19 protein-coding genes and 1 tRNA gene are annotated in these 22,497 nt (G+C 66.9%); 9 read left to right on the top strand and 11 right to left on the bottom strand.

Features of this window, described 5'->3' with window-relative positions:
- Positions 1-526: 526 nt before the first annotated feature.
- A complete protein-coding gene (locus tag GXK59_RS13850; RefSeq protein WP_337248071.1) occupies positions 527-1,276 on the bottom strand; it encodes a hypothetical protein in 750 nt (249 codons plus the stop codon).
- Complete coding sequence (locus GXK59_RS13845; protein ID WP_160667611.1) at positions 1,258-2,004, bottom strand: hypothetical protein; 747 nt, start codon at positions 2,002-2,004, stop codon at positions 1,258-1,260. Before GXK59_RS13845 ends, GXK59_RS13850 begins: the two co-directional genes overlap by 19 nt.
- Before the next feature lie 230 nt (positions 2,005-2,234).
- Here GXK59_RS13845 and GXK59_RS13840 point away from each other — a divergent pair, with 230 nt between their 5' ends.
- Together GXK59_RS13840 and GXK59_RS13835 are read left to right on the top strand one after the other, a co-directional pair.
- Positions 2,235-3,905, top strand: a complete 1,671-nt coding sequence (locus GXK59_RS13840) for an ABC-F family ATP-binding cassette domain-containing protein (protein ID WP_160667609.1) — start codon at positions 2,235-2,237, stop codon at positions 3,903-3,905.
- On the top strand, positions 3,902-5,815 hold the full coding sequence (locus GXK59_RS13835) for an ABC transporter ATP-binding protein (protein ID WP_160667607.1): 1,914 nt from the start codon (positions 3,902-3,904) through the stop codon (positions 5,813-5,815). The genes GXK59_RS13840 and GXK59_RS13835 overlap by 4 nt, the downstream gene beginning before the upstream one ends.
- On the opposite strand, the gene GXK59_RS13830 is transcribed toward GXK59_RS13835, so the two are convergent.
- The 3 genes from GXK59_RS13830 to GXK59_RS13820 all read right to left on the bottom strand — a co-directional run bounded on the left by GXK59_RS13830 (position 5,812) and on the right by GXK59_RS13820 (position 6,784).
- On the bottom strand, positions 5,812-6,216 hold the full coding sequence (locus GXK59_RS13830; protein WP_160669179.1) for an NUDIX hydrolase: 405 nt from the start codon (positions 6,214-6,216) through the stop codon (positions 5,812-5,814). The genes GXK59_RS13835 and GXK59_RS13830 overlap by 4 nt on opposite strands.
- The gene (locus GXK59_RS13825; protein WP_160667605.1) at positions 6,216-6,710 is read right to left on the bottom strand and encodes a DUF6314 family protein; all 495 of its coding nucleotides are present in this window, start codon (positions 6,708-6,710) and stop codon (positions 6,216-6,218) included. Before GXK59_RS13825 ends, GXK59_RS13830 begins: the two co-directional genes overlap by 1 nt.
- Before the next feature lies 1 nt (position 6,711).
- Positions 6,712-6,784 (bottom strand) — tRNA-Arg (locus GXK59_RS13820).
- Between the two features lie 340 nt (positions 6,785-7,124).
- On the opposite strand from GXK59_RS13820, the gene GXK59_RS20945 reads away from it, so the two are divergent.
- Positions 7,125-7,460, top strand: a complete 336-nt coding sequence (locus GXK59_RS20945) for a hypothetical protein (RefSeq protein ID WP_337248070.1) — start codon at positions 7,125-7,127, stop codon at positions 7,458-7,460.
- Between the two features lie 37 nt (positions 7,461-7,497).
- Here GXK59_RS20945 and GXK59_RS13810 read toward each other — a convergent pair whose 3' ends face one another.
- The 4 genes from GXK59_RS13810 to GXK59_RS13795 all read right to left on the bottom strand — a co-directional run bounded on the left by GXK59_RS13810 (position 7,498) and on the right by GXK59_RS13795 (position 12,016).
- On the bottom strand, positions 7,498-7,902 hold the full coding sequence (locus tag GXK59_RS13810; protein WP_160667603.1) for a hypothetical protein: 405 nt from the start codon (positions 7,900-7,902) through the stop codon (positions 7,498-7,500).
- A gap of 9 nt (positions 7,903-7,911) precedes the next feature.
- A complete protein-coding gene (locus GXK59_RS13805) occupies positions 7,912-9,378 on the bottom strand; it encodes a PGAP1-like alpha/beta domain-containing protein (protein ID WP_160667601.1) in 1,467 nt (488 codons plus the stop codon).
- Complete coding sequence (locus GXK59_RS13800) at positions 9,375-10,283, bottom strand: hypothetical protein (protein WP_160667599.1); 909 nt, start codon at positions 10,281-10,283, stop codon at positions 9,375-9,377. The genes GXK59_RS13805 and GXK59_RS13800 overlap by 4 nt, the downstream gene beginning before the upstream one ends.
- A gap of 128 nt (positions 10,284-10,411) precedes the next feature.
- A complete protein-coding gene (locus GXK59_RS13795; protein WP_160667597.1) occupies positions 10,412-12,016 on the bottom strand; it encodes a chitinase in 1,605 nt (534 codons plus the stop codon).
- 514 nt (positions 12,017-12,530) lie between these two features.
- Between GXK59_RS13795 and GXK59_RS13790 the strand changes: the two genes are divergently transcribed.
- From GXK59_RS13790 to GXK59_RS13780, 3 genes are read left to right on the top strand one after another with little or no spacing between them, the layout of a single operon-like run.
- Positions 12,531-14,564, top strand: a complete 2,034-nt coding sequence (locus GXK59_RS13790; protein ID WP_237394013.1) for a glycosyltransferase family 2 protein — start codon at positions 12,531-12,533, stop codon at positions 14,562-14,564.
- Positions 14,561-15,010 (top strand): DUF7793 family protein, encoded by a 450-nt coding sequence (locus tag GXK59_RS13785; protein WP_160667593.1) that lies wholly within the window; start codon positions 14,561-14,563, stop codon positions 15,008-15,010. The genes GXK59_RS13790 and GXK59_RS13785 overlap by 4 nt, the downstream gene beginning before the upstream one ends.
- On the top strand, positions 15,000-16,535 hold the full coding sequence (locus GXK59_RS13780) for a putative bifunctional diguanylate cyclase/phosphodiesterase (RefSeq protein WP_160667591.1): 1,536 nt from the start codon (positions 15,000-15,002) through the stop codon (positions 16,533-16,535). The genes GXK59_RS13785 and GXK59_RS13780 overlap by 11 nt, the downstream gene beginning before the upstream one ends.
- 94 nt (positions 16,536-16,629) lie before the next feature.
- On the opposite strand, the gene GXK59_RS13775 is transcribed toward GXK59_RS13780, so the two are convergent.
- The gene (locus GXK59_RS13775) at positions 16,630-16,782 is read right to left on the bottom strand and encodes a hypothetical protein (RefSeq protein ID WP_160667589.1); all 153 of its coding nucleotides are present in this window, start codon (positions 16,780-16,782) and stop codon (positions 16,630-16,632) included.
- Positions 16,783-16,992: 210 nt separating this feature from the next.
- On the opposite strand from GXK59_RS13775, the gene GXK59_RS13770 reads away from it, so the two are divergent.
- Entirely contained in the window at positions 16,993-18,015 is a 1,023-nt protein-coding gene (locus tag GXK59_RS13770; RefSeq protein WP_160667587.1) for a hypothetical protein, read from the top strand.
- 106 nt (positions 18,016-18,121) lie between these two features.
- On the opposite strand, the gene GXK59_RS13765 is transcribed toward GXK59_RS13770, so the two are convergent.
- On the bottom strand, positions 18,122-18,775 hold the full coding sequence (locus tag GXK59_RS13765; RefSeq protein ID WP_160667585.1) for a hypothetical protein: 654 nt from the start codon (positions 18,773-18,775) through the stop codon (positions 18,122-18,124).
- Between the two features lie 112 nt (positions 18,776-18,887).
- Here GXK59_RS13765 and GXK59_RS13760 point away from each other — a divergent pair, with 112 nt between their 5' ends.
- Positions 18,888-19,733 (top strand): inositol monophosphatase family protein, encoded by an 846-nt coding sequence (locus tag GXK59_RS13760; RefSeq protein WP_237393899.1) that lies wholly within the window; start codon positions 18,888-18,890, stop codon positions 19,731-19,733.
- A gap of 228 nt (positions 19,734-19,961) precedes the next feature.
- Positions 19,962-22,478: a DNA helicase PcrA gene (pcrA, locus tag GXK59_RS13755; RefSeq protein WP_443094317.1), complete on the top strand. Its 2,517-nt coding sequence runs from the start codon at positions 19,962-19,964 to the stop codon at positions 22,476-22,478.
- Positions 22,479-22,497 lie beyond the last annotated feature (19 nt).

Raw genomic sequence — 22,497 nt, 5'->3', positions numbered from 1 at the left:
TTCATCTGACTTGAACTCCGGACGGCGCCGTTCGCCGTCCGGGGCGCCTTTGAACACGTTTTCCGGCCCTTAGGTCCGGTGTTTGCGGCGTGTCCGTGTCAAAGTGCCCCCGGACCGCCCACGAGGGGCGAAACCAGGCGCGCGCCCGAGTGCGTTTCTCAGGGTCCAGGCAGGACGCGCCCGGCACACCCGGGATTTACACACGTTTTGTCCTATAACCCGGAAACGGGCCGTTAAACAGGCTGAGTGGTAGCGGTCCAGCCGGACCGCTACCACTCATCCCCCCAATGGCGCTTGGGCGGCTGCCTCGGCTCCGCACGGACTGTTCCCGTTCACGAAGCGAATGCCGCTTTCACACATTCATGATTCTCTCACGGTCTAATGATTTTGTGAATGCCTAGCCGGGGTTCCTGCTTAATGTTGCCTTAGCGTTACCAGATGGGTCCGGGAAAAGCTGTGAGCCGGGAGGAACCAGGATGGGCGAAATGTAAGCGGGGTACGTGCGGCCCGCAGCGGAGCACAGGGACTATCCGGCCAAATGAGTGCGCGCCGACGGCTTCCCCTTGGCCACTAGCTTCGACAACCAGATCACGGCCAGTCCGACGACGAGGCACAAAATGGCGGTGTAGCTGAAGACAAAGCGCAGAAATGCCAGGGATGCAGGGATCACCGGGGACAGGAGGCTCAGTGTGATTGCTACGGTTCCAACCGCGACCAGGCCGGCGCCGAGCCGCACAAGGCGGGGCAGCCTGCTGCGGACTGCCCTCACCATGGCGGGAAAGAGGGCGATCGTAATGAAAGCGGGATAGAGGCGCCCGGCGGCTCCGTAGTACTCCACGAGGGCCGCATTGCGTGCGTCTTTGTCGTAGACCGCGATTAATCCGGCGGATGAACCCGCCGTGTCCATCATCAGGAAGACCACCACAACCGCCACCGATGCAGCGCCTGCAAACGCGATCCCGGGCCGGCCGGTTATCAACCGGAGGGCGTCGTCGGCGCCGAAGCCCCGTGCGATTCTGAGTCCCAGCGCGAAGACGGTGCCAAAGATGATGAAGCGCAGAAGCAGGTTGGCAAGGTTCATGCCGCCCAGAACCCTGTCCACGGCCAGGTACGGCGCATCAATGCTCAACAGGATAGCCACGGTCATAAACGCGTAGACGAAGAACAGTGATCTGTTCTCCCCCCGGACGGCACTCGGAATCCGCGCGGCCGCGACGAGAGCGCAGACCGCCAGGGTGGTCCACTGCAGGATCGCGATCATCCGAGGTTCTCCCATATCTTTTTTGTTTGTTCCAGTTCCTGCTCCTGGCGGCGCAGGGTCCTGCCGAGCGACTGCAAGCGCTCTCCGGCCAAAGCCGTGAGTTCGCCATCGGAGAGGGCGTCCAGGGCGGCCTGCTTTGCCTCTGGCGCCCAGCCGGCCTCGGTCTCCGTCAGCAGGCCCGTAGCCACCAGTCCGCCTGTGAATCCTACGCCCGCGGCGCGTGCGGTCGCGACCGCCAGCTCCGGGGAGAGCCTGTTCGCGGTCAGCTGGGTCGAATAGTTCTGCGGCGCGACCCCGGTGGCGGCCGAAACCCGGTGCCGCAATTCGCCGTCGTCGATCGCGTCCACCCAGTTCCGGACCGACGTGGCGTGCGGAGCCGGCCCAAGCGCCGGCGTCAACGCGCTGCCGTCGTCCCCGTAGCCGCCGTACGCCGGGGACGAGCGGGAAATGACCGCGCGCAGCAAGTCCATGGTGGCGATCTGGCTGACCAGTTCGGCCGCGGTCGGCGGCTGCGGCTGACCGGCCAGTCCCGCATAGCTGTCGAACGAGCTGAGGTCTTCCAGCGGGCTGCGTCCCAGCGCACGGCTGATGCTGACCAGGGTGGTTTCCGCGACTTTTCCGCGGACCAGCTGCTGGGCGAGCGTGGTGCGCTTGATCCCGGAGATCCTGCAGATGTCGGCCGTGCTTGCAGTGGGAGCAACGACATGGAGCCAGAGTTGAAACGCCTTGGCGGGTAAGGGCATCTATGGCTTCCTGCGGAGTCGAATGGAAGTGCGGCTTCGGGGGTTAGGCGGAGCGGGGACTGCGTTGATTTTACCGGAGGTGCTGATTCAACTATGCTAAATGCTCGAGCCCGCTGGTCCGTACACCCCCCAAGTCCGGACCAGCGGGTTCTTTTTAATGCCCGGCGGCCGCTGGCCGCCCGGACGGCCCGTTGGCTGGCCGTTGTGGGCCGCGGTGAGAGAATGGACTAATGACTGCAACCCTTGTTGCCAAGGACCTCTCCGGTGGACACGACCACCGCACACTCTTCTCCAAACTCTCCCTGACCGTCGCGCCGGGCGACGTCGTCGGCGTCGTAGGCGCCAACGGCGCGGGCAAGTCCACCCTGCTCCGGCTGCTCGCCGGCGTCGACGAGCCGCAGGAAGGAACCGTCAGCCTGGCCCCGGCAGACGCGTTCGTGGGCTGGCTCCCGCAGGAACACGAACGGATCGCCGGCGAAACGGTGGGCGGTTACATCGCGCGGCGCACCGGCTGTGCCCAGGCCACCGCCGACATGGAATCCGCGGCGGAGGCTCTTGGCAGCGGCGCCCCGGGCTCCGACGACGCGTACTCCCTCGCGTTCGACCGCTGGATGGCGTCCGGCGCCGCGGACCTGGAGGAACGCGTGCCGGCGGTCCTGGCGGACCTCGGCCTCGAGGTGGGCCAGGACGCCGAAATGACCGGGCTGTCCGGCGGGCAGGCGGCCCGTGTGGCGCTCGCGGCGCTGCTGCTCAGCCGCTTCGACATCGTGCTCCTGGACGAACCGACGAACGACCTTGACCTCAACGGACTGGCCAAACTCGAGTCCTTCGTGCAGGGCCTCCGCGGTGGCGTTGTGCTGGTCTCCCATGACCGTGAGTTCCTCGCCCGCTGCGTGAGCACCATCGTGGAACTGGACCTCGCGCAGAACTCCGTGGCGGTCTACGACGGCGGCTACGAGGCCTACCTTGAGGAACGGTCCGTGGCGCGCCGGCATGCCCGCGAACGCTACGAAGAGTTTGCCAACACCAAGGCCGATCTCGTCTCCCGCGCCCGCACCCAGCGCGAGTGGAGTTCCCAGGGTGTCCGGAACGCCATGAAGAAGAATCCGGACAATGACAAGATCCGGCGTGCGGCCAGTACGGAGTCCTCTGAGAAGCAGGGCCAGAAGGTCCGCCAGATGGAATCCCGCATCGCCCGGCTCGAAGAGGTCGAAGAACCCCGCAAGGAATGGCAGCTGCAGTTCAGCATTGGACAGGCGCCCCGTTCCAGCGCCGTCGTGGCGACGCTCCGCGACGCCGTCGTCCATCAGGGGGACTTCACACTCGGGCCGGTGAACCTGCAGCTCAACGCCGGGGAACGGATCGGCATCACCGGCCCCAACGGCGCCGGCAAATCCACCCTGCTCCGCCTGCTGCTGGGCATCCAGCGGCCGGATTCCGGCGACGCCTCCATGGGCGCCTCTGTGGCGGTCGGCGAGATCGACCAGGCCCGCGGGCTGCTGGCCGGCGGGCTGAAACTGGCAGACGCCGTCGAAGCCGTGCTGACGGACCAGACCCCGGCCGAAGTCCGGACCCTGCTGGCCAAGTTCGGCCTCAAGGCGGACCACACCTCGCGCCCGGTGGATTCCCTGTCGCCGGGGGAACGGACCCGGGCCGCACTGGCCCTGCTACAGGCCCGCGGCGTGAACCTCCTGGTGCTCGACGAACCCACCAACCACCTGGACCTCCCCGCGATCGAACAACTCGAAGAAGCCCTGGACAGCTATGAGGGCGCCCTGCTGCTGGTCACGCACGACCGCCGGCTGCTGGAAAACGTCCGCCTCGATGCGCGCTGGAACGTGGACAGCGGCGTCGTCACCGAACTACTGGGCCACACCGCCGCGAAAGGCACCAACACATGAGCATGGACCGGGTAGCCTGGAGCTCCCTCTACAACATCACGCGCGCCTCAAGCGGCTCCAAGCCGTTCTCGAAGGAGACGCTCAAACGTGTCTTCGGCTTCGCCCGGCCGCACAAGGCGCAACTGATCGCCTTTGTGCTGCTGTCGATCGTGATGGCCGTGCTGGCCGTCGCCACCCCGGTCCTCGCCGGGCAGGTGGTTGACGCGATCATCGCCGGCGCGGCCACCGAGGTTGTGGTCTGGCTGGCCGTGCTGATCGCGATCGTGGCAGTCGCCGAGGCCGGGCTGGGACTCGTCACGCGCTGGCTGTCCTCCACCATCGGTGAGGGCGTGATTGTCGACCTCCGCACCAAGGTCTTCGACCACGTCCAGAAGATGCCGATCGCCTTCTTCACCCGCACGCGCACCGGGGCGCTCGTGAGCCGGCTCAACAACGACGTGATTGGCGCCCAGTCGGCCTTCGCCGGGACCCTGTCCGGCGTGGTCAGCAACGTCGTGGCCCTCGCCCTGACCCTCGTGGTGATGCTGGGCAAGTCCTGGCTCATCACCGTGCTCGCCATGATTCTGCTGCCGATCTTCCTGATCCCGGCCCGCCGGATGGGCTCCAAACTGGCCGACCTGCGCCGCGAAGCCGCCGGGCACAACGCCTCCATGGGCACCCAGATGACTGAGCGGTTCTCGGCCCCCGGCGCCACCCTGGTGAAGCTCTTCGGCCGCCCCGACGAGGAATCCCGCGAGTTTGCGCTCCGCGCGGGACGCGTCCGGGACATCGGCATCCGGACGGCGATGCTGCAGTTCACCTTCGTGACCGCCCTGACGCTGGTCTCGGCGCTGGCCCTCGCCCTGGTCTACGGCCTCGGCGGCTTCCTGGCACTGCAGGGGCAGCTGGCCGCGGGCGACGTCGTGGTGCTGGCACTGCTGCTTACCCGCCTCTACGCGCCGCTCACGGCGCTCTCCAACGCCCGGGTCGAGATCATGAGCGCCCTGGTCAGCTTCGAGCGCGTCTTCGAGATCCTGGACCTCAAGCCGCTCATCCAGCAGAAGCCCGACGCGGTGTCGTCCCCTGCCGGGCCGCTGTCCGTGGAGTTCGACGACGTCCGCTTCTCCTACCCGTCGGCGGACAAGGTCTCGCTCGCCTCACTGGAGGACGTGTCCACCCTCGACACCCGCGGCGGCGAAGAGGTGCTGCACGGCATCAGTTTCCGGGTCGAACCCGGCCAGACGGTCGCACTTGTGGGCTCCTCGGGCGCCGGCAAGTCCACCATCGCGCAGCTGCTGTCGCGCCTGTACGACGTCGATTCCGGTGCGGTCCGCTTCGGCGGCGCAGTGCCCGGGGCCGGGGTGGACGTCCGTGACCTCACCTTCGATTCGATGCGGCACACCCTTGGCATGGTGACCCAGGACGGGCACCTGTTCCACGAGAGCATCGCCTCCAACCTGCGCCTGGCCCGCCCGGACGCCAGCGACGAGCTCATGTGGGATGTCCTGCGGCAGGCCCGGCTGGAAGACATGATCCGCTCGCTCCCGGACGGCCTGGATACGGTGGTGGGGGAGCGCGGCTACCGGCTTTCCGGCGGCGAACGCCAGCGCCTCACCATCGCCCGCCTGCTCATCGCACAGCCGCGCGTCGTGATCCTGGACGAGGCCACCGCGGCCCTGGACTCCACAAACGAAGCCGCTGTCCAGGAGGCGCTCGGCGCGGCGCTCGAGGGCCGCACCGCCGTCGTGATTGCGCACCGTCTCTCCACCATCCGGGCCGCCGACGCCATCCTGGTGGTGGAGGACGGCAGGATCGTGGAGCGCGGAACGCACAGCGAGCTGCTGGCCGCCGAGGGCCGGTATGCCGAGCTTTACCGGACCCAGTTCAGCGAAGCCAGCGCCGTCGCGGAAGACGCCGTTCCCGGGCTCTAACCGGCCGGGCCCGCGAGGGCCGGCAGCACATGGTCGGTGAGCAGCGGAGCGAGGTCGTGCGGCAGTTCCCCGGCCAGGTCCAGCCAGCGGATCTCGGCGATTTCCGCGGCGGGACAGGCCTGCCACACGCCCGGGGCCGTGAAGACCGTGGCCTGGATCTGCGTAGCGGCCTCATTGGCGGCGTCCGCGTACCAGATTCCGAGGAACACCAGCTCGTCGGCAGCGAGGACGATCCCGACCTCTTCGGCCAGTTCCCGCGCGGCCGCCTGGGCAGCTGTCTCGCCCGCCTCGGGTTTGCCGCCGGGATGCATGAACTTGTCCGTACCCCGCTTGCGGACGGTGAGGAGCCGTCCAGACGCGTCGAAGACACAGACGGCGGAGACGACAATGAGCGGGTTCATCATGCGGGGTCCGCGGTGCGGCGCAGGAACGACGTGAGCAGCTGGTCCTTGGCCGGCCCGGTGACGTCCCACTCGTAGCGGAAGTCGTCCGGTCCGGTCATGGTGTAGCTCACACGGTAGCTGTCGGGGTGGCACCAGTGCTGGTCGTGGCTGTTCTGCGGGCCGAAGCCCATGCGGTGGAACGGGCGGCCGTCGGGAAAGAGCATGTCCATCGTGTCCGGCGCGCCCGTGGGCCGCAGCAGGTACTCCCGGCTGGCAGGGCCAGTGAACGGTGTGCCGGCCGGTCCGCCAGGGACGGACGCCCAGGCAACGGTGCCGTCTTCGCGGAACCGCAGGCCGCCGTCGTCGTCCATTGCTGTGAAGCGGACGACGCCGGTGAAGGTTCCCCGGTTACCGGTGGACCTGTCCAGCAGGGTCCGGTCCACGGTCCAGCTGCCCAGAAGGTAGGCACGGAGATCGAAGGCCGGAGCGTCGCCCGGGGACTGGGGGTTCAAGTGCCCTCGATTGGAATCGAACCAACGACACCGGCTTTAGGAGAGCCGTGCTCTATCCACTGAGCTACGAGGGCGGGCGTCCGTTCCGGCCGGCCGCGGGCCGGCCCGTTTGGACACGGATATAAGCATACAAGGTGAGGCGCCGTACTACGCTCTTGGCATGACCGCCCCAGCTGATTCGCCGTCCAAGGACATCATCTACATCCCTGGCCTGCCGTCCACCCGGTTCTACGCCGGCGCCCTGGCACTGCTCAGCGTGCTGCAGTACTTCGTCGCGGAGGCCGCCGTGATCGGTGCGTGGACGGGGCAGCAGCCGTACAGCCGCCGGACGGGGTACATCAGCGACCTGGGTGCCGTGGGCTGCGGGGGTTTCGACGGCCGGGACGTCTGTTCGCCGGCGCCGGAACCGTGCTGGTGGGGCTGGTCCCCGAGGACGCGGGCTCCCGGTGGCACGCTGTCGGCGCCATTATGTACTTCGCCGCAGGGGCCCTGGCGCTGGTGGTCCTGGGCTGGCTATGGCTCCGGCAGACGCCGCTGGGCTGGTTCATCGCCGCCTGCGGGCTCGTGTCCCTCGGTGCCCTCATCACTAGCGGTGTGACGGGGATGGACGTGCCCGAGCCCGGCACCCTCGAGCGGCTGATGGGATACCCCATCACGATCGGGGCAGCCGCCGTGGGACTGGTGGTCGCCCAACGGGTGGGGGAGCAGCGGGCCGCCGTGAGGCGGGCCCGGGCCGTGACGGCGCGCTGACCCGAGCCGCGCCCCCGGAATGGTGTCCCGGAAACGCCTATTTGCCGAGGAATGTCCGGTAACTGCTCAAAGACCCGGTCCCGGAATACCCCAGATCGGCGGGCGAGACCGCCGACGCTCCATCGGCAGAAATCACCTGGATTGCCAGGTTCACTTCCGGGTCGCCGGCTGCGGCGTCCACAATCGCCGGGAAGGCATCCCGGAGCACGCCCATCATTGTTTCCCGGTCCGAGGTGTCGGCATGCATGAAGACGTCACCGCTGCGGCCCATGCCGCCGGAGGACTTGTAGCTGGCGTCCACCGCGGCCACGTGAGCCAGCGACTCGACCGCCGCTTTGTACTTGGCAGCATAGTCAGTGTCCGAGGTTCCCGGGTTTGCCCCGCAACCCGACAGGACCATGGCCAGCAGACCCACGGTCAGTGCGGTGAAGATCTTTCGCATGTTTCGACTCTATTCTTTTCGGCCGATGCCGGATGTCGTTGACCGGACCTGGCTGGGTTCAGCCGTGATGAACGCCTGGGTTGACGGCTCATTCCGGTAGGCAGCGAGGGCACCCGACGATTCGTTGGCCTCGACGGATGTGACGTAAGCGTTGTAGTCGTGATTGGCCACAACGTCGCCCATTCCGGAGCCGGGCGGGCTGGGGAGGGTCACGACGGTGGCGCCGTTACTGCTTTCCCAGGGAAACGGGACAGGGCCCCCGGGCTTTGAGTTGCCAAGATCCAGGCGTGGCACGACGTCGAACGGGTGCTGCAACGCGAGTGTCTTCACGTCGCTGGGGATGCGGGTCGAGTCGATCGGGGAGCCGTAGGTCATGACATTGGTGACGTTGAAGCGGCTCCGGAATTCCGGGTCAGCCGCAAGGTTGGCGGCAGTCATCCCGCCCTGTGAGTGCCCCACCAGCATGACCGGCGCGCCACTTGGAATCCCGGCCTGCCGCATCGCCATCTCGACGGCCTGCGAAGCCGTTGACATGTTGCCGGCCGCGGAGGACAAATTCCCCACGGTATCCATGGGGTTGGAGCCCGAGCGAACGTTCCACTCCGAGGTGCCCGGGATGGTCACGATGTACGCCGGCCCGTTGCCCTTGTCCACGGCCGTAATCCGGACTGCCGCGTCGGGCGTCCCGGCCTTGCCGCCGTCGTCGTAGGCCGCCGTGACTCCTCCCATGATCTGTGCGAGGCTGCTGGGCACGGGGGTGCTGCGGTGGCCGTTCTGCGCCGGGTCCGGGCCGACGCCCAGGGTTTGCGGGTCACCGGCCACCGGCGAACCGTCATCGAGGATGTGCGGGTGGATGAACCCGCCGGTGGACAGGGCGACGCTGGCGTTCATCCCGGCGGCCAGCAGCCCCGTTCCGCCTGCGAGCAGTTCGGTGATCGACGGCGGCTCGCCCGTGCTGAGGAAATCCCAGCCCAGGCCGCCCATGTCGCCCAGCCCGTCAAACACGTCGCCGCCCGCGTCGCCCAGATTGGATACTGCCCCGGAGGCCTGGTGTGCCAGCCAGCCCAGGCCGTCGCTGACCTTGCCGCCGACGGTGTCGATGATTTCACCGGTTCCGTCCCACAGGTCGCCGGCAGCTTCGCCGGCATCCGCCAGGAAGCTGCCAATGAGGGTGGCCACCGCGTTGCCGCCGCCGGGCTGGGCGGCACCGGTGTGTCCGGAGCTGGCGTCCTGCTGCTGGCGGACATTTTCCCGTACGGCGTCAGAGGCTGTCCGCAACGCGTCCGAGGTGGCCAGCAGCATCCTGCTGTGGGCCTTCCAGTCGCTGCGGAACTGCTCGCCATCGGGCCCCCGCCACGGGGCGGCGGTGATGAACGGTGTCAATTGCCCGCTCAGCTGCGCGAAGCGCTGGCTGGCACGCGTGAGTTCCCTGGCAAGCTGCTCACCTTGCGCCAGGTCCATTCCGTGCAGGCTCATGATGCCGGCTCCGCGCTGGTGCGGCGGGCCAGGAATTCGTGGGCGCCGACCGTGTGCCAGACAAGCTGGCGGGCGATGTCGCCGCTCGCCGCTTCCACCATCACCAGGCGGCGTGCCCCGGCAGGCCCGGTGGTGCGGACGGAATACAAGCTGTCGGACAGCGCCCAGACTCCGGCCGCGCGGTACGGCAACCCGGTGCCGGCTGCCTGGGACTGCACATCCAGGTAGACCGTGGCTTTCGCCGCGGCCACGGCGGCGGCGACGCCCGGGGGAATATCGTCGGACCCGCCGCGGGCCAGTGCGGTGGCGTCGGCTGCCGAGAGCGTGGTCTTCCCGCCGTCCCGTCCGGGAACCGGACCGGAATCCGCGGAGCCGGCGTCCGGGCCCGCTGCCCCGGTGGTTAGTTCCGGGAACGGGGGCATCGACCGGGCCATCACCGGCCACAGGACCGCCTCCGGCAGCAGGGTGACGGTGACGGCGTCGGCGACGCTGGCCGCGGCGACCTTTCCGTCCGCGGCTGTGGCGACCGGGCGGGTAAATTCGACGGCGAGCCCGCGGCCATCGAAGAGGTTCACCCGGCAATGCGTCGAGGCGCCGGCGGAGCGTGCCACCAGGCTCAGCCGGATCGGCGCTGTTGCACCCTGGCCCAGCGCCTGCAGCCACTGCGGCCGGATTCTTCCGGCGGAGTCCGTTATCCCGGCGGTGTTCAGCTCGCGGGCGATTCCGGCCCGGGTCAGGTCGTCCAGCCCCGCCAGGATGGCGGCCCCCGGTCCGGGAGTGGAGCCGGCCAGGTCGACGCCGTCTTCGAGCCGCAGCGTTTCCGTGGCGCTCTGCACGGCCATGGCCCAGGCGAGGCTGGACATCCGGTAGGTGGTTGTCCCGGGTATCACTGCAGAATCTGGCATGTCGGAGACCTTCGGTTCGAACCGGTCGAAGGCTCAACCAGCAATGAGAGGCACGCTACAGCCGGGGATAGCCGGGGGCCATGGGGACAACTTCCCTCCCCATGGCCCCCGGTTGCGCATGCCGGTCTTTACGGCGTCGGCGTCGGGGACGCGGCGGGCGACGCGGACGCCGCCGCCATCAGCTTCAACAGCTCCTCATCGCGAAGCTTAGTCCACGGCGACTCGGGTGCACCCTGCATCGCAGCCTCGGGGCTGTCCGTCTGGTTCCACCACTTTGCTTCGTAAACCCGGCCCTCGAAGAGCACACGGTCGCTCTTGCGGTAGACCTTGGCCGGTTCCCATTGGGGCGCGGTGCCGGCGGGGGCGGTCAGCTGCGGGGTCGGCCTGTCACCGGGCAGGACCGGGCCGATGATCCGCCAGGGGGTTGCGGCGCCTTGGAGGACGGGGTTGTCCGGGGCTTCGTTCCGCGTCCACCACTTGGCCTCATAGACGTTGGAGTGCCAGACGATCCGCTCGCCGGTTGTGTAGGCAGTGCCTTCGTTCCAGACCGGATACGGGCTGGTGGAGGGATCATCGGCCGCTGCGGGTGCCCGTGTGGGCTGTACCGATGACTCCGGCGGGGTTGCGGTGTTCCCGGTTGCGCCCGGGGAAGCTGCGACGCCGGCGCCGAGGATGGTGGCAAACGTGGCTGCGCCCTGCTCGACGCCGCTGCAGCCGTCGGACACCTTCTTGACATCGGGGTAGTTCGGGCTGCAGGTCCGGTCACGGTTCAGGGACCACATGGACAGTCTGCCGACGCCCTTGGCGCTCGCGTATCCGCTGAGTTCCTCCGCGTCCTTGAGGGTGAAGATTTCACCGGCAATGTCGTTCTGGCCGATCATCGGCGTCAGCCCGATCTTGCGCCACACGGTCTCGCTGCCCAGCTCGCTGCCGGCATCCTGGTACAGGCTGGTGAGCTGCCGGTGGGTGGCCTCGGCCGCCGAGACGGCATTCTCGTACATCGAACGGTCCGGGAGCCGGCTTCCGCCGTAGTCCATCGTCATGATGTTCACCCCGGCGAGATCGGTCCCCGAGGCGATCGTCCGGCGCACGGCGTCGGTGCCCGCCGTCGTCAAACCGTTGGGGTCCGCCGGCAGGGTCAGCCAGACATCGAGGTCCTTCCCGCTTCCGCGGCGGTCCTTCTGGAGTGCCGCTACCGCTGCCGCGCGGCGGTCCAGGGAGGCGACATCGCTGAGGGCGCCGCCCTCGATGTCCAGATCGATGCTGCTGACGTTGTACCGGTCCACCACGGCGCGGTACGCGGCCTGCAGCTTGCCCGGGTCAGTGCAGCCCGTGGCAAGTTCGTTGTTGATCAGGCCGCCGAAGGAGATAGCAACTGTCCCGCCCAGCTGCTGGAGCCGGGCAACCCTCCGGTCCAGGTCCAGGGCAGACCCTGCCTCGTCAAGGGAATAGGCGGCGCCCCAGCTCGGCGTGCACGCATCACCGGCGTCCGACACGATAAAGGACAGCAGTACTTTCTCCGCCTCCTTGGATACCGGGTCCTCGAAGGCGTAGCGTGGAGTCGCCGTAACGTCCACATATCCGGAGAAAATGGACGGAATAGCCTGTGCTGCCCTGACGTCCTTGAAGTTGCCCCACGCGGTCACGCCGCCGGCGGTGACCGCCACGACGACACCGGTGAGAACGCCCAGCCGGACGAGCGATAATTTACGGCCTGGGAATCTTGCGGACACAGGGCCCCCTTATGACTTTATTGTGAACCGCCGGGCACACGCCGGCCATCGGGATCAGCGCGTCATATTCCAGAGTGTCTGATGTCCGGCAACGGTCTGACCTTGCATTATCCTAAGGGCACCACTGGAACTTTCCGGTGCGCCGGGCGCTGTGTTACACATGCGCGCGTTCAAACAGCGACTTTGCAGTCTATGGGGACCAATGTCTGATCAGCTAGTCTTGCCGCTCCCTGACGCAGAAAGCGTCTCCACCGGGGAAAAAGACGTGGTGCGCCGCCGCCAGTGGGGGGCTGAAAGGCGCTCCGAGCCGCTTTCGATCGTTCACCCGCGGCCGTCACGCCGGAAGATAATTCTCGGCCGGCTGGGAATTCTTACGACCCTGCTCGCGTGGGTCAGCTACGTCATTACGACCATTCTGCGGGAGCTGGCCGATAACCCGAATGCCGGGTTCAGGTTCCAATTTGAGACGGTCTCGTACCTGATTGTCGTAACATTCCTGACATTTTCGGCGCTCATGTACTTGATGGCCCGGCAAGGTGCCCTTTATCGATTCCGGGACCATTCCCGGGTTCCGCGCGGAGAATTGGATCGCCACTTCGCCGAATATGCCGAAGGCATTACGGTGCTGGTCCCCTCCTATGCCGAAGAGCCCCAAGTGGTGCGGGCCACGCTGTGGTCCGCCGCCCTGCAGGAGTTCCCCGATCTCAAAGTTGTGCTGCTGGTCGACGATCCGCCCAACCCCACGGACCCCGGGGACCTCGCCAAGCTGGAAAAAACCCGGGCGCTGACGGCAGAAATCTCCGCTGCGATGGGCGTTCCCGCGGCCCGGTTCAACGCCGCCCTGGCGGACGCCCGTCGCCGGGCCAAGACGGACCCCCGGAACGAACCCGCCGAGCTGGCATCGCTGATCGCCGAGTATGAGGCCGCCGCGGATTGGCTGGAGGCAATGGCAGCCGGCGAGCAGGTGGAAGACCACGTCGACGAGTTCTTCGTGGACCTTGTCCTCATGGGTCTGGCCCGCGAACTGCGGCTCGTCCTCGTCGGCCTGAACGCAGCCCTGGCGCAGAAGACCTCGCCATCCTGGTCCCGGTGCGAAGAGCTGTACCTCCGCCTGACCTGGATCTTCAACGTCTCCACCGAAACGTTCGAGCGGAAGACGTACGCGAGCCTCTCCCACGAGGCCAACAAGGCGATGAACCTCAATGCCTACATTTCCCTGATGGGACACTCCTGGCGGGAAGAGGCCACCGCCGACGGCGTGGTCCTGCGCAAAGTCGAGCGCGACGCGGAATTTGAAGGCACTGACCGGATCCTGGATTTCCCGGACACCACCTACCTCCTGACCCTCGACGCCGACTCGCTCCTTCTGCGCGACTACTGCCTCCGCCTGGTCTACTTCCTGGAATCGGCCGGCAACGAGCAGGTCGCCGTGACCCAGACTCCGTACTCCTCTTTCCGCGGGGCGCCCACCCGGATCGAGCGCGTCGCAGGCGCCACCACCGACATCCAGCACATCCTCCACCAGGGAATGACCTACTACGGGGCCACTTTCTGGGTCGGCGCGAATGCCGTCATCCGCAAGCGGGCCCTGGAGGACATTGTTGAAGTGGAGACCAACGGTGCCTTCGAAATCCGGACGTACATCCAGGACCGCACGGTCATCGAGGACACAGAATCCAGCATCGACCTCGGCCAGCACGGCTGGACCCTGGTGAACTACCCGGAGCGCCTCAGCTACAGCGCCACACCGCCTGACTTCGGCTCGCTGGTGGTCCAGCGCCGCCGCTGGGCCAACGGCGGCCTGCTGATCCTGCCCAAGCTTTGGGCCCAGCTCCTCCAGAGCCGTTCCGACCGCCGCAAGATCCTGTTCCGGGAAGTCCTCCTGCGGGTGAACTACATGGCGTCCATCGCCTGGGCGAGCTTCGGCCTGCTCTTCCTGCTGGCCTACCCCTACGACAGCCGGCTGCTGAGCCCCATCGTCTTCCTCGCCGCGCTGCCCTACTTCCTGGCCATGGGCAGCGATCTGCGGGACTGCGGGCACCGCTTCAGCGACATCCTGCGGATCTACGGCTTCAACCTGGTGCTGCTTCCGGTGAACCTTGCCGGCGTACTCAAGTCGCTGCAGCAGGCCGTCACCGGCGACAAGATTCCGTTTGCCCGCACACCCAAGGTCAAGGACCGCACGGCGGCCCCGGCCATCTACGTCCTCACCCCCTACGCGATCGTCGCGTTCTCCCTCTTGACCGTCTGGCGTGATGCCCAGCTGGGAAACTGGGGCAACGTGGCATTCGCCTCGCTGAACGCCGTCCTGGCGGCCGGGGCAATCCGGGCCTACATCGGCGTGCGCAACTCTGTGGTGGATGTGTTCCTCGGTATGGTCAACTGGCTGTACGTCAGTCCGCGGCCCAAGAAAGCAAAGGAGAGTCTCGTGGTTGAGAAAACAGCCGAGGAAGTCGACTGGGAGACCATTCTTTACCATGGCGACCGCCGGCTAAACCGGGACCTCCGCGGGTCAACCGACCGCCGTCGTCGAATTGCCGTCCGGTGAGCGTCGATGCCCTTGCCGGGCCCGATGAGCGGATACCAGACGAATCTGCGGGAGCTGTTCGCGCGGCAGCGGTGACGCCCGCAGGTGCGCCGATCGGCGTCCGCATGCTCGACGGCGGCATCATCGCGGTCGCGCTTCCCGCCAACGGGGAAATCGCCGGTCCGGAGGCGCGAGCGGCCGGCGCCATGGTCCGCGCCCTGGCGAACGGCCGGCGCATGCCGGTGCTGCTGGTCATCACGGGGGTCGTGGGTGTCAGCGTCGAGGCACGGCACGTCTACTCCACCTCGATCGCGGCGTCCGCGTTTGCGCTCGTCGGCGAAAGCCCGGTCGACCGGGTGATTGCGCACTACCTGCTGCGGTCGAAGACCGAGTCCATCCCGGCGCGGTTCTTCACGTCCGAGGCTGAGGCCATTGATTGGTTAGGGCAGTACGCGAGTGAAGAATGATCCTCCGGACCCCAGGCTGCACGCCCTCGTCGAAGGCATCGTCCGGATAGCGGGCGGTGACCTGACGACCAGGATTCCCCACTCCGGCGCCAGGGACGACGTCGCCGCGGTCATTGCCGGGATCAACCTGATGGCTGACGACCTGCAGACCATTTACCAGGAACTTGAAGAGCGCGTCGAAAGCCGAACGGCGATGTTGCGGGACGCCCAGGTTGAGCTCGAGCGGATGGCCCTGACCGACCCGCTGACCCAGCTGGCCAACAGGACCGCGCTCAACTCGGTCCTCAGCCACGCACTTGCCGAGACGTCCCGGGGCGAAATGCCCCCGGCGCTGCTGGTCCTGGATCTCGACTCGTTCAAAGGCATCAACGACACGCTGGGACACAGCGCCGGCGACGACGTCCTCCGGGTGATCTCGCGACGGCTCCAGAATGCCGTCCGGGAGACGGACACCGTCGCCCGCCTCGGCGGCGACGAGTTCGCCGTTATGCTTCCGAAATCGAACCTGGTCCGGGCCCGACGGGTCGCCAACAGGATCCTCAAGGCCCTCGGCGAGAGCCTGGAAGTCGGGGACCTGCGTATTACCTGCGGCACCAGCATCGGACTGCGGGTGGCCGAGCCTGGGCAGTCGGTCGATGATCTTGTCATGGAAGCTGACACGGCGATGTACGCGGCCAAGGCCCAGCCGCACAGCAGCATCAAGGTGTTCGAACCGGCGTTGCTCTATGCCCGCCGGTTGCAGAGCGTCATGATCACTGAGATGCGCGAGGCGATCCGCCAGGACCAGCTCACGCTGCATTACCAGCCGGTGGTGGAACTGGCCACCGGCAGGATTGAAGGCGTTGAGGCGCTGGTGCGCTGGAACCACCCGGAACGCGGGCTCCTGATGCCTGATTCGTTCATCCCGCTGGCCGAAGAGACAGGGATGATCGTGGACCTTGGCCACTGGGTCCTGAAGAACGCGGTGCGCCAGCTGCGGCACTGGCAGCAGGAACTGAACGCGGACGGGAAATTCAACGTCCGTGTCAACATCTCAACCACCGAGCTGCAAAACCTGGATCTGATCGAACATGTCCGCGATATCCTCCGCGAAACGGGAGTGGACGCCGCCAACCTCATCGTGGAGTTGACGGAGTCCATGGCCGTCAACGGCGGGGACGTGGACAAGTACTCCCTGAGCGGGCTGCGGCGCCTGGGCGTCCAGCTGGAAATTGACGACTTCGGCACCGGGTACTCGTCCATCAGCTACCTGCGGAAATTGCCGGTCAACGTGGTAAAGATCGACAAGAGCCTGATCGACGGGCTGGGCACCGACGTGGAGCAGAGCAACTTCGTCGAGGCGGTGCTGCACCTCATCCACGCCTGCGGGCTCACGGCTGTTGCCGAGGGCATCGAGACGGCGGAGCAGGCGGCCGAGCTGATCCGGCTGGGCTGCGCGAGCGGCCAGGGCTACTACTTCGGCCGTCCCGTCCCGGCGTCGGACCTCGAGGCGATGCTGGTGCGTAGGGGGGCTGCGCCGGAATAACAGGTCCAACCCGAACATGTTCGAAGAGGTCCGGACATGAAAAAGGCGGGCATCGGAAATGGATCCGATGCCCGCCTTCGTTCTACTGTTTTGATTAGTTCTTCGGGGTGGAGTTCGGCCACCAGTTGACGGCCTGAACGGATCCCTGGCCGGCGTTGTCGCCGGAAGCCGAGATCGCCGACGTTGCGGAAAGGCCTGCGACTGCCAGCGCACCGGCGACGAGGAGTGTTGCAAGGGACTTCTTCATGTAAGGCTCCTGATACGTAAGAGGCTGATGGGACTGATGTGATGCGAGTTCAGTATAGAGGCATAGGACACGCCGTGTGGTAACAATCTGGCTGGCAACTCGGAAACTGTGTTATTCGCGCGGAGCAGGACGCTTCCCGCGCGAAATCTGAGCGCATCCTGCTTGCGCGTGCTGTGCCGATGCGCATCCGTGGCAGCGGATAATGTAGGCATGACTTTGCACTCCGCTTCGCCTTCATACGCCGCCGCTGAACTGAGGGCGTACGAGCACCGGACCAACCATGACTTCATCCAAGCGGCCAGCAGCGCGCACGATGCCGCAGAGATAGCCCGTAATGATGGCGACATGGACGCTTGGTGGAACATGACGTTTCTCAGGGCCGAGAACCTTCTGGACGCTGAGGAGTTCGAGACCTGCGCCGCACTTGCGTCGGACTTGGTGGGCGGCCCCCACGCGACGACGGAACCACACGCGAAAGCCCGGGCCTACATCCTGGTGGCCAAGGCGCGGCAGGGGGCTGGTTTGCTGGAAGAAGCAGCGGACGCCGCGAGGGATGCCGTGGACCTTGTGTCAGAAGACGATGTGGAAACCAACGTCAAGGCACGCCAGGCGTTGATCGCCGCGCTGGCGGACAGTGGAAGGCTGGATGGAGCCTGGGCCGAATGCCTCGGCTTGGCCGATGCGGTTTCTGCCGAAGTCGATGACCAGCTGATAGGTAAGGTCTACTGGGTCATAGGGAACGTCGCATTCCTCTGCAACAAGGTGCAGGAGGGGCTCGAATATCACGAGCTCGCGGCGTCGACGTTTTCTCCTGCACGGAACCTTGACGTCTGGGCCAAATTCAACAAAGCGTCTGCAGCCATGCGGCTCGCTGCCGAAGTCGCGGATGCCGACACACTGCGATGCATCGAGCGGGCAGAACTCGCCACGGACGTGATCGGCGGAAGTGCCAACGACTACCTGCTGATGAAGCTGAACCGGGCCCACTGGAACTTCTTGGCTGGTGAGCCCAACGCCGCCATCGAACTGCTCGATCAGATCATTGCAGACCCGGAGAAGCCTTCCCCTCAAATCCTGGGCGAGGCATGCCTTCTGCTGGGCCGGGCCAATGCTGTCATCGGCAACCAGGACGCGGCCAGGGAAAACCTGCTTCGGGCCGCCCTCCATTTCGAAGCTTCGGGAGCGCAGCAGCGTGCGGACCAGGCCCGGGAGTTCCTCGCCAACGAGGCCTGAGCCCCCGCCGCCGGAGCGTTTTGGGCGATCCCCGGACTCCCCACTGGGCATGCCCTCCGGGTGCCGTCACGGATGGACATAGTGGGATTGTGCTCAGTGGCCGCTGCTACGACTGGGCATGTCCCGCGGTGGGAGCCGCGGCGGAGGCGCGTTTGCGGCCCAGGAACACTGCAGCGCCGCCAGCCACCAGGCTCAGCACCAACAGCACCCAGCCGGTCACGGTGAGGCCCGACGCCAGGGCCACCTGGCCGGCGTCAACAGTTTCCGCCGACAGCATCGAGTCGATGGCGGCGTTGCCCCACAGCCTGACGGCCGCGAACAGCAAGGGCACGGCCCACAGCGCCCAGCGCAGTCCCTTCCGGGCCACGTTCGTGCCAATGAGCAGAAGCCAGGTGAAACCGAAGATCAGCGGGAACAGCGTGCCGGCCGTCTTGTGGACGTAGTTGAGCTGTCCGCGGGCATCCTCGTCCATCGTGCTGCGCAGTTGCTCGACATGGCCCTGGTCGAAGCCGCCGATCAGGGAGTCTGGCATGGCCATGCCCCCGCTGAGCTGGGTGAACTGGTTCAGGGTGAGCAGGTGGAGGTACCAGAACAGGAACAGGTTCGCCACGACACCGGCAATCAGGATCAGGTTGCTGTTGTTCTGCGCCTTCTGCGGGGTGCGGCTGGTGCTCGGGTTGATCACCGACGGCAGGTGGTGCTGGGGGACGGCCGCGTTGGCGCCGTGCTTCTTGATTCGCTGTGCGGGTGTCTTGGCCATGGCTCCATTATCGCCCGGCCCGAGTGCGACGCTGGGCGCCGTCCGACGCGCGGTCCGGCACAGTTCGCCCGCCGCCTGTTCACTGCCGGTGGGCGCCGATAGGCTGGAGCGCGTGACCGAACTAGGAAAGCACCGGCTCGGCCGGCACAGCACCGCTGAACTCAATCCCGCCTTGGACGACTACCAGCTCGCCGAAGCCCTTGTACGTGAGGCCGGAACCCTGGCGCTGCTCATGCGCCAGGCCGGGCTGGAAGGCCGGCAAAAGACGTCGGTCTCCGATGTCGTGACCGCCGCGGACCACGCAGCCGAGGTCTATGTGCTGGAACAGCTCCAGCGCTGCCGGCCCGACGACGGCATCCTCGGCGAAGAGGGTGCCTCCGTGGCGGGCACCAGCGGCAGGACCTGGGTTATCGACCCGGTCGACGGGACCTACAACTTCCTCCACGGCTCCACCTACTGGTGCTCCGCGATTGCCCTCAAGGATTCGTCCGGAGTGCTGCTCGGCGGGATTTTCCAGCCGGAGGAGGACAAGCTCTGGCTCGGCGGAACGGACCGGCCGTCAACGCTCAACGGCGAACAGTTGACCACTTTCGCCCCGGGAACCAGCCGGTCCGACACGCCCCTGTCCGAACTCGGCGCCGCGACCTACATCCACCCCACCTGGCTCGCCGACCCGCTCTGCGCGATGCCGTGGCACGCCGCAGCGACCGCCGCCGCCGCGCTGCGCATGTTCGGCTCCGGCTCCTGCGACCTGAGCCGGGTGGCCGACGGCGAACTGGGCTGCTGGTTCCAGCACAGCTGCCCGGAATGGGACTGGCTGCCGGGCAAGGCCATTGTCCTCGCGGCCGGGGGCGCCGCCGACGTCGTGCGGGTCAACGGACTGGACTGGTTCGTCGCCGGAGGTGCGACGGCGGTCCGGCAGCTCCGCGCGGCCCTCGAATCCGGCTCCGTAGCCTAGCTGCGGGGGCTCTGGAGCCCAGCCTCGAGGGACATGCTCGTTCCCCGGGGCTCACGGCTGGACATGCCCAGTCTTCTTCGCTGCGAGCTCCGTGGGGCATGCTCATTGTTGGCCGCGGCGGGTGGGCATGTGGGCATTATGTCCCGTGGCCGCGGGCAGGGGAGGGCATGTCCCGAGGGACGGACTCCGGTGTCAGTGGCACCGCCTAGACTTGTTAACACCATGGATATGTTGTTTGACCCTTACGCCGACGGACCTTTCCCAGCTGCCTCGAAGGCTGCGGTGCGCACGAAAACGCCCGCCGGAACGGGCGTGGCCGGGCTGGATTCCGCGGAAAGCGTCGGGCCAAACGGCGTCCGGAGGAACAACCCGGCCGGGGATTGGGACCAGCCCGCCCTCCCGGGTGCGGCGGAGCTCCTCGAGGGGTTGAACCCGCAGCAGGAAGAAGCCGTGAAGCACGCCGGCAGTGCCCTGCTGATCGTTGCTGGCGCCGGATCGGGCAAGACCCGCGTGCTCAGCAACCGCATCGCCTACCTGATCGCCACCCGCCGGGCGCACCACGGCGAGATCCTGGCCATCACCTTCACGAACAAGGCTGCCGCCGAAATGCGGGAGCGGGTCGAAGCCCTGGTCGGCGGCCGGGCCAAGACCATGTGGGTCTCCACGTTCCACTCCTCCTGCGTCCGGATCCTGCGCCGCGAGGCCCAGAATGTCGGCCTGAACTCCAACTTCTCGATCTACGATTCCGCCGACTCGCTGCGCCTCATCACGCTCGTGGCCAAGAACCTGGACCTCGATCCGAAGCGGTTCGCCCCCAAGGCCATCCAGCACAAGATCTCGGCGCTCAAGAACGAACTGATCGACGCTGACAGCTACTCCTCCAGCGCCAACCACAACGAGCCCTTCGAACAGGCCGTCGCCGAGGTTTTCAAGGGCTACACGCAGCGGCTGCGCCAGGCCAACGCCATGGACTTCGATGACCTGATCGCCGAGACGGTCTACATGTTCCGCGCCTTCCCGGCGCTCGCCGAGTCCTACCGCCGCCGCTTCCGGCACGTCCTCGTCGACGAATACCAGGACACCAACCACGCCCAGTACGCCCTTGTGCGCGAGATCGTCGGCGAAGGCCCCGGCTCGGCGGAGCTGACAGTTGTCGGCGACTCGGACCAGTCCATCTATGCCTTCCGCGGCGCCGACATCCGCAACATCGTGGAGTTCGAAAAGGACTACCCCGACGCCCGCACCATCAAGCTCGAGCAGAACTACCGCTCCACCCAGACCATCCTCAGCGCCGCCAACTCGGTCATCTCCCGCAACCCCAACCGGCCGGAGAAACGGCTCTGGACGGCAGAGGGCGACGGCGAGAAGATCATCGGCTATGTCGGCGAGAACGAACACGACGAAGCCCAATTCATCGCCAAGGAAATCGACCGGCTGCAGGACGAGGGCGACCTCCGCCCCGGGGACGTCGCGATCTTCTACCGCACCAACGCCCAGTCCCGCTCGATTGAGGATGTCCTGGTCCGCGTCGGACTCCCGTACAAGGTGGTCGGCGGCACCCGGTTCTACGAGCGCAAGGAAATCAAGGACGCGCTCGCCTACCTGCGGGTCCTGGTTAACCCGGACGACGACGTCAACCTGCGCCGCATCCTGAACGAGCCCAAACGCGGCATCGGCGACCGGGCCGAGGGTGCGGTGGCCTCCCTCGCGCAGCGCGACCGGATCTCCTTTATGGCAGCGGCCCGCCGCGCCGACGAGGCACCGGGCATGGCCACCCGCTCCGTCAACGCCGTCCAGGGCTTCGTGAAGCTCCTCGACGACCTCGCCGAGGTGGCGTCCGGCTCCGGCGCGGCCGCGGCCCTGGAGGCAGTCCTTGAACAGACCGGCTACCTCGCCACACTCCGGTCCAGCTCCGACCCGCAGGACGAATCGCGGGTGGAGAACCTCGCGGAACTGGTCGCCGTCGTGCGTGAATACGAGCGCGACAACCCCGAGGGTTCGCTCGGCGCCTTCCTGGAAGGCGTCTCCCTCGTCGCCGACGCCGACCAGATTCCGGACGCGCCCGCGGGGAGCGCGGACCAGTTGGCCGCCGCCGTCGCAGAAGCCAAGAGGCTCGGCGTTGTCACCCTGATGACCTTGCACACCGCCAAGGGGCTGGAGTTCCCGGTGGTTTTCCTGACCGGCATGGAGCACGGACTGTTCCCGCACCAGCGCTCCGCCACGGACCCCAAGGAACTGGCCGAGGAACGCCGGCTGGCTTACGTAGGCCTGACCCGGGCGCGGAAGCGCCTGTATCTGACCCGGTCCGAGGTCCGCAGCATGTGGGGCCAGAGCCAGTACAACCCCGCCAGCCAGTTCATCGAGGAAATCCCCGCCGAGCTGGTGGAGTGGAGGCGCGAAGGCTCCACCCGCCAGGCCGGCGGCTGGGGGAGCGGCGCCTCGATTGGCTCGAGCCGCTACGGCGGATCCTTCTGGGGGGCCGGCACCGCACGCGGGGCCGAGGCCAGCCCGTCTGCGGGCTTCAACGCGGACGTTCCCGCCGCCATCGCCAAGAACCGGGTGCAGCCACAGAAGGAAATCGTCGCCGTCAGCGTGGGCGACAAGGTCAACCACACGAGCTTCGGCAACGGCACTGTGCTGGCCGTCGAAGGCGCGGGGGACAAGACGGTCGCGAAGGTGAGGTTCGGCGTCGGCGAGAAGCGGCTCCTGCTCCGTTACGCCCCGCTGACCAAGCTCGACGCCTGACCGAGCCCGACGCCTGACC

The organism is Pseudarthrobacter sp. ATCC 49987, from assembly GCF_009928425.1.
Lineage (GTDB): Bacteria > Actinomycetota > Actinomycetes > Actinomycetales > Micrococcaceae > Arthrobacter.
Note: the sequence above shows the minus strand (reverse complement) of the source record. Positions and strands in the feature narration are given on the sequence as shown.